This window comes from Alkalibacterium indicireducens (assembly GCF_039522005.1).
Taxonomy (GTDB): domain Bacteria; phylum Bacillota; class Bacilli; order Lactobacillales; family Carnobacteriaceae_A; genus Alkalibacterium; species Alkalibacterium indicireducens.
Genome location: NZ_BAAADA010000044.1, coordinates 29572 through 36116 on the forward strand (window position 1 = coordinate 29572; position 6545 = coordinate 36116).

Consider the following 6545-nt stretch of genomic DNA (forward strand, 5'->3'; position numbering starts at 1 on the left):
GTATATGGAATCATCAAACAAAATTCATAGCCAAAAATGGTCAAGTATGGTAACATGATATGGTATGTTATTTTAAGTAAGTAACCTTAAAATGGATCACAATCAAAATCAGTTGATAGATGGAGGATGACATGAAGAAAGGATTTTTTAAGAGTGGATTCTTCTACGTCATCGTGTTTCTTGCAGTTATAGGTATTGCAAGTTGGGCGACTAGTGGCGGTGGAGATCAGGCTTCAGAAGGGGTTAGTTCAACCCAGTTTATCGAATTTCTGGAAGATGATCGCATAGAAGAATTTCAGGTCCAGCCTACAGCTGGCGTATATGAGATAAGAGGACAGTTTCGAGAAGGACAGGAAGTAGAAGTTGAACAGGATCAGGATGTCACATTGTTCGGTAGTCTTGATCAGCAGCAGGCTTCCCGATTTACCACTCATATTTTAGTTAACGACAGTGTCGTTGATGAAATGTTCTCATTAGCAAGAGAAAATGATGTTAATATTGTGTCGATCAAAGAGCCGACAACCGGTGTCTGGACCAGTCTTCTGTTTACATTCCTGCCGATGCTTCTGTTCATCGGATTCATCTACTTTATGATGGGTCAGGCTGGACAAGGTGGCGGAGCAGGCGGTGGACGCGGGGTCATGAACTTCGGCAAGTCCAAAGCTAAAGAAACGGATGCCAAGACAAGTAAAGTCCGCTTCTCTGATGTTGCAGGAGCAGACGAAGAAAAAGAAGAACTTGTTGAAATCGTTGAATTCCTTAAGGATCCAAGGCGATTCTCAAATCTGGGTGCCCGAATTCCAGCAGGTGTGCTGCTTGAGGGGCCTCCCGGTACAGGTAAGACCTTGCTTGCGAAAGCAGTAGCGGGTGAAGCCGGCGTGCCTTTCTTCTCGATCTCAGGTTCTGAGTTCGTTGAGATGTTCGTCGGAGTTGGGGCAAGTCGTGTACGTGACTTGTTCGAGACTGCCAAGAAAACTGCACCAGCCATCATCTTCATCGATGAGATTGATGCAGTCGGTCGTCAGCGTGGCGCTGGAATGGGTGGAGGTCATGATGAACGTGAACAGACACTTAACCAGCTGCTTGTTGAAATGGACGGATTTACCGGTAATGAAGGAATCATCGTCATTGCGGCAACCAACAGACAGGACGTTCTGGATCCGGCACTTCTGAGACCTGGACGTTTTGACAGACGCATCATGGTCGGCAGACCGGATGTTAAAGAACGTGAAGCGATCCTAAAAGTTCATGCTAAGAACAAGCCGCTGTCTCCGGATGTCGATTTGAAAATCATCGCAAGACAGACCCCTGGATTTGCAGGAGCTGACCTTGAGAATCTGCTTAACGAAGCCGCGCTGGTCGCTGCAAGACGCGACAGTAAAGAAATTGAAGCGATGGATATTGACGAAGCACATGACCGGGTCATTGCGGGTCCAGCTAAGAAGGACCGAGTCATTTCCGAGACTGAACGAAGCATGGTTGCTTACCACGAAGCCGGACACACCATTGTCGGTTTGGTGTTAAGTGATGCCCGTATTGTTCATAAGGTGACGATCGTCCCTCGTGGACGTGCCGGTGGATATGCCATCATGCTGCCTAAAGAAGACCGCTTCCTAATGACTAAGAAAGAGTTGTTCGAGCAGATCGTCGGCCTTCTGGGTGGACGTGTAGCTGAAGAGCTGATCTTTGGTTCTCAGTCAAGTGGGGCATCCAATGACTTCCAGCAGGCGACACAAATTGCCAGAAGCATGGTTACGGAATACGGGATGAGCGATCTGCTCGGTCCGGTTCAATACGAAGGCGGCGGACAAGTATTCCTTGGAAGAGACTATTCTCAATCCAAGGCATATTCTGAACAGTTTGCCTATCAGATAGATCAGGAAGTTCTACGTATTCTTAATGAAGGACATGCAGAAGCTAAGCGAATCATTGAGGAGCATAAAGAGTCTCATGAACTGATTGCGCAAAAACTTCTTGAGTTTGAGACACTTGATGAGAAGCAGATCAAGTCTCTGTTTGAAGAAGGCGAAATGCCAGCTAAAAAAGGAGAGAAGCCGACTGAATTCCCACGCGAAAGCGCAGAAGCTGACCGTGATCCTGAAGAGGAACAAATCGGAACATCCTTCGAAGAAGTAAAAACAGCAAGAGAAGAAAAAGAAAAAGCACGAGAGAAACAGTTCGAAGAAGCACAGTCAAATGAGTCCGACAGTGAAACAACAGACAAAGAAGAATCTTCTGAAGACGAAACGAAAGAATAACAGCTGAAGGAGAAGAGGAGGCGTATCATTAGCCCTCCTCTTCTTTCCATGTAAAATAAAGAATGAGAAGCAACAAATACTGAAATAAAGGATCGTGAATAGTGTGTCAGATAAATTGATTAAAGCATTAGGATACAATGATCAGGTAAGAGTTTACGTCGTTGATGCGACAGATATGGTCAGAGAAGCACAGACTAAACATGACACCTGGAGTGCCGCAACATGTGCGCTTGGCCGTGCAATGGTTGGAACGACACTTATGGGAGCCACATTAAAAGGTGAAGAAATACTGACTGTTCGAATCGAAGGGGACGGTCCGATCGGATATCTTCTGATCGACAGCAATGGTAAAGGTGAGACAAAGGGATATATCAAGCATCCTCATGTCAGCCTACCTTTAAACGAACATGGGAAGATCGATGTAAGAGGAGCGGTTGGAACGGAAGGCATGCTGACAGTCAGTAAAGATCTGGGAATGAAAGAACCTTTCGTAGGCCAGGTTCCGCTAATAAGTGGAGAACTCGGCGAAGATTTCACTTATTATATGGCAAATTCCGAACAGGTCCCTTCAGCGATTGGTCTTTCTGTACTGGTTAATCCTGATGAATCTGTAAAAGCTGCAGGAGGATTTATGATACAAGTCCTTCCTAATGCAGAAGATGAAACAATTGATAAAATCGAACAGGCTATTGCAGAATTACCTATGGTTTCACAGCTTATGGAAAAGGGAGAAACTCCAGAAGAGATTCTTGACCGACTAGTCGGAGATGGATCAGCACGAATTATTGACGGTTTGCCTGTCAGCTTTACTTGTGATTGTTCAAAGGAACGATTTAAAAATGCAATCATTACACTAGGTAAACAGGAAATAAATGACATGATAGATGAAGACGGCGGAGCGGAAGCAGTATGCCAATTCTGTCGGACACCTTACCATTTCGACCGGAATGAACTGGAAGAACTGATGGAAGAAGCTGACGGGATCAATGGCTGATCTGAATTAAGTCAGGAAATCATCTTTATGCTGGAGTAAAGATATGGTACTATAATTCAGATAACAGGTATTAAGAGAACAGGAAAAGAAAGGTCGGGTTCTTAGAAGAACCCCTTGTTTCTATAAAAAGCGTGTTTCCTGTAAGAATACCTTACTGAAGAAAAGTCAATAGAATGGAGTGACAGGATTGTCTCAAGATACACATAACGAGGAAACACTGACTGATCAGCTGGTGGTACGCCGTCAGAAGATGAATGACCTTAAAGAGAGAGGCGTCGACCCGTTTGGCGGACGTTACGAACGAACACATTTTTCAGACGAACTTCATAAAGCACATGAAGATCAGTCAAAAGAAGAACTGGCAGAAAAAGAAATTACTGTTAAAATAGCGGGTAGACTGATGACTAAACGTGGCAAAGGAAAAGCCGGTTTTGCTCACCTTAAAGATAAAAACGGATCGATTCAGATCTACGTCAGAAAAGACGCTGTAGGCGATGAGCAGTACGAAAGTTTCAAAACTGCTGATTTAGGTGATTTTCTAGGAATTGAAGGAACAGTTATGAAAACCAACACGGGCGAAGTAACGGTCCGCGCAACGGAACTGACTTATCTATCTAAAGCCCTGCGTCCTCTTCCTGATAAATACCACGGCCTGACAAATGTTGAACAGAAATATCGTCAGAGGTACCTGGACCTTATTTCAAATGAAGAAAGCTATGACCGCTTTACTAAACGCAGCCGGATCATTCAGGAAATCAGAACGTATCTGAACTCACTGGATTATCTGGAAGTTGAGACACCTCTGCTGCATAATTTAGCTGGAGGAGCAGCTGCTCGTCCATTTACGACACATCATAATGCACTGGATATGGAACTGTATCTTCGAATAGCTATTGAACTGCATTTGAAACGCCTGATTGTCGGTGGGATGGAAAAGGTTTATGAAATTGGCAGAGTCTTTCGTAATGAGGGAATCGATACGACGCACAATCCCGAATTTACAATGCTTGAGCTGTATACAGCTTTCCATGATGTGGATGATGTAATGGACCTGACAGAAGATCTGATCCGTACGGTTACAGAAAACGTTCTTGGATCTACAGATATTCCATATGGTGATGAAACAATTCATATAGGTAAGAAGTGGGATCGTCGTCACATGGTCGATCTTATCAAAGAAGAAACGGGAATCGATTTCTTTCAGAACTATACAAATGAAGAAGCACGTCAGCTGGCTAAAGAGCATAATGTCGCGATCGACGATTATGCCACTTTTGGTCATGTAGTAAATGAGTTCTTTGAGACGTTTGTCGAACATACGCTGATTCAGCCGACATTTGTGTATGGTCATCCTCTGGAAATATCTCCTCTTGCTAAGAAAAATGAAGAAGATCCGCGTTTCACTGATCGCTTTGAGCTCTTTATAGCTAAACACGAATATGCCAATGCGTTCAGCGAGCTGAATGATCCTATTGATCAGAGAGAACGATTTGAAGCGCAAGCTCTTGAAAAAGCGCAGGGAAATGACGAAGCGCACGATATTGATGAAGATTTCATCGAAGCACTTGAATACGGCATGCCGCCAACAGGTGGTTTAGGTATCGGAATAGACCGTCTGATCATGCTTCTCACTGATTCTCATTCCATACGTGATGTACTGCTCTTCCCTACAATGAAAAATATTGATTAACCGAAAATCTGGAAGCCACCCTATGTGACTTCCAGATTTTTTACATAATTAAAAGAAGTTAGGAATTATAGTGTGAAATTCTCGATAATATCTTCAAACTTCTATACTATAATAGGTAAGAGAATAAAGAATCAGGAGAAAGTGGGAATAAGAATGAAACAAACAAGATGGATCAAATTTCTTGGGGGAAGCAATTTACTGTTTACGTTAGTCACACTAATTTTGATCGGTATTGTGGCGATAATATTTAACCAGGTCGACTATATTTTCACCCCTTTATTTGTTATTGTGTCCAACATCTTAATGCCATTTGTTATTGCCTTATTATTGTATTACTTATTTAATCCATTCGTCGATTTTCTTGAAAAGAAAAAAGTCAAAAGAATATATGGAGTAGTCATATTATTTCTTCTACTTATCGGGGTATTAGTTGTAGGAATAGGTTCACTTTATCCCCTGCTTAGAGATCAGGTTGCCAGCTTTATAGAAAACTTTCCTGACTTTATCCAGTCGATCATTGCTTCAGTTACTGGATGGCTGGAAGATTTGCCATTTGGCAATGAGATAGAGTCGTTTATTCAAGAAGGAGAAGACTTTGTAACTTCGATACCAGACAACTTAAATCAGTATCTATCAGATGGATTCAGTGGGTTATCGGCGGTCATGACTGGTTTGACGAATGTAGTAGTAACAATCGTTACCTTCCCAATTATTCTGTTTTTCCTGCTGAAAGATGAAAAACGTTTCTTTTACGCAGTGCTGAGTATTGTCCCGCCAAAATGGAGAGAAGATCTCATAAGAGTATCTTCGGAAATAAATGATCAGGTTGGTGCCTACGTTAAAGGACAGCTTATTATTGCAACATCGATTGCTGTCATGATGTTCATTGGCTTCTCAATAATAAATTTGGAATTTAGTGGGGTACTAGCAGTAATTGCCGGATTTACATCTATTATTCCTTATATCGGTCCGACGCTGGCCTTTATCCCGGCGCTTGTAATAGCATTGATCGATTCCTGGTGGATGGTTATACAGCTGCTTCTCGTCTGGGCAGTTGTTCAGTTCGTTGACGGAAATCTGATTGAGCCGAACGTTATGGGAAGACAGTTAAATGTTCACCCGCTGACTATTATTATAGTCCTGCTGGTCATGGGCGACCTCCTGGGACTATTCGGCCTGATTTTCGGTGTGCCGATTTATGCCATCCTTAAAGTCATCGTTGTCCATTTCTTTCAGCAGTTCAAGAAACGGTATAATAAATACTATGGGGACCTTGCTGGAGAATACGAAGTCAGAACAATCGAAGCTGCGGTCAGTGGAAAGAGCAAACATGACCCTCAGCTTAAGCGTAATATACAAATAGCTAAACTAAAAAATAAAAAAGAGAACAAGAAAGTTAAAGGAGATACTGAGGCTGGTCAATCAGGAGAAGAGCAGATAGATGATTCAGTAGAAATCGATGATGAATAATAATTAAAAACTGACCTGTCTTACAGACGGGCCAGTTTTTTTATAGAAAAGATGACATTTAGTTTGAATTTACCCTTTTTACACTAAATATCCACTATTGCATGTAATTAGAAAACCTGTATTCGTTAATTCC

The 6545-nt window shown here is 42.5% G+C and carries 4 protein-coding genes; all 4 read left to right on the plus strand.

The annotated features are described in order from the left end of the window. Positions 1–131: 131 nt before the first annotated feature. The 4 genes from ftsH to ABFX15_RS03240 all read left to right on the plus strand — a co-directional run bounded on the left by ftsH (position 132) and on the right by ABFX15_RS03240 (position 6412). Complete coding sequence (gene ftsH / locus ABFX15_RS03225; protein ID WP_346024072.1) at positions 132–2258, plus strand: ATP-dependent zinc metalloprotease FtsH; 2127 nt, start codon at positions 132–134, stop codon at positions 2256–2258. 103 nt (positions 2259–2361) lie between these two features. Further along, positions 2362–3252, plus strand: a complete 891-nt coding sequence (hslO, locus tag ABFX15_RS03230) for an Hsp33 family molecular chaperone HslO (protein WP_346024073.1) — start codon at positions 2362–2364, stop codon at positions 3250–3252. Positions 3253–3439: 187 nt separating this feature from the next. Beyond that, on the plus strand, positions 3440–4942 hold the full coding sequence (gene lysS / locus ABFX15_RS03235; RefSeq protein ID WP_346024074.1) for a lysine--tRNA ligase: 1503 nt from the start codon (positions 3440–3442) through the stop codon (positions 4940–4942). A 153-nt stretch (positions 4943–5095) separates the two neighbouring features. After that, a complete protein-coding gene (locus ABFX15_RS03240) occupies positions 5096–6412 on the plus strand; it encodes an AI-2E family transporter (RefSeq protein WP_346024075.1) in 1317 nt (438 codons plus the stop codon). Positions 6413–6545: the final 133 nt, after the last annotated feature.